This window comes from Streptomyces sp. E2N166 (genome assembly GCF_003671715.1).
GTDB lineage: Bacteria > Actinomycetota > Actinomycetes > Streptomycetales > Streptomycetaceae > Streptomyces > Streptomyces thinghirensis.
The window spans coordinates 1,674,126-1,675,439 of the sequence record NZ_RAIF01000032.1; the positions used below are offsets into that span (position 1 = coordinate 1,674,126).

2 protein-coding genes are annotated in these 1,314 nt (G+C 75.3%); both read right to left on the reverse strand.

The genetic code is table 11. The features are described 5' to 3' along the window. A partial coding sequence (locus EBH09_RS34580; protein WP_121751157.1) for a methyltransferase domain-containing protein occupies window positions 1-740 on the reverse strand: 740 nt, incomplete at its 3' end. Between the two features lie 331 nt (window positions 741-1,071). Beyond that, a partial coding sequence (locus EBH09_RS39590; protein WP_238697527.1) for a lycopene cyclase family protein occupies window positions 1,072-1,314 on the reverse strand: 243 nt, incomplete at its 5' end.

A 1,314-nucleotide genomic window follows, 5' to 3' on the forward strand; every position in this document is an offset into this window, starting at 1 on the left:
CCGCGAGTCTCCCAACCGTCCGTCTCCGCGCCGGCGCGGAGACCGAGAAAGGTGTGGGTGATGCCCGTCTGCCAGCCGGGCAACGGGAGGACCCGGACGTGTTCGAACCCGGCCCGGCCCAGCCGCGCTCGGAACGCCGGCGCGGTGTCGAACGCCACGACGCTGCGCCACAGGTGCCGGTAGAGGTCCCGGTCACCCGTGGCCGTGCCCAGCGGCAGTACGACGCCCCGGCACACCGCGGCCCACACCAGACGGTCCACGCGCCGCCCGTCGAGCGCGTACTCGTGCACCGCCAGCCTGCCGCCCGGAGCCAGCAGCCGGTGCACCGTACGCAGGACGGCGTCGGGATCGGTCAGGTTGCGGAAGAGGTAGGCGGCGAGCACCGCGTCGAAGGGGCCGTGCACCTCGGCCCGGTGCAGTTGCTCCGCCGGGGCGTGCACGAAGCGCACCCGTGACGGCCAGCGCTTGGCCCGGGCCCGGTCCAGCATGCCCGCCGAGGCGTCCACCCCGACGATCTCCGCGGCGGGGAAGGCCGCGGCCAGCGCCGCCGTCGAGGCGCCGGTGCCGCAGCCCAGGTCCAGCACCCGGCGTCCGGCGCCGCCGTCCGCGAGACCGAGCCGGCGGGCGGAGCGGCGCAACTGGGCGTGGTAGCCCGGGTTGAGCGCGACCAGGCGGTCGTAGCGGCCGGCGCCGTGGTCGAAGGCGGCGGTCAGCGCGGCGTCGCGCAGCAAGGGCGGCATCGGGACTCCCGGGGCAGGTGGTTCACGGACGGGTGTTGCTCACGGACGGGTGCTGTCAGTAGACGGGTGTTGTCGACGGGCGGGCCTTGCTCACGGACAGGCGTTGCCGGCGGGTGGACTGCTCCCGGGCGGTAACCCACCGGCAGGTTCCGCGCGGAGGGGTGGCTACGGGTCGCGCACGGACGGGTCACATACGTACGGCCTGTGCACGGACACGCGGCCGCGTACGGAGGGTCTGCGTACGGACGGTCTGCATACGGACGGGCCGGGCACGGACGGTCCGCGTACGGGCGGGTCGCGTACGGACAGGTCGCGTACGGGCGGGTCCCGCTCAACGGACGGAGGTGTGGCGGCGCGGCAGCCACGGCAGCTCGGCCGCCGTGCGCAGCATCGGCAGGGCGGGGGTGCGCACCCCGACCGCGAGGTCCTCGTACAGCCGGGACCGTCCGTCGAGGAAGCGCAGCAGCCGACCGGCGGGTACGCGGTCGAAGAGCCGGAAGAAGAGGTCGGGGCCGTCCACCCGGCCGGTGTCCAGCGCGCGCAGCAGCACCGCGTCCATCAGCCGGGCGCGCAC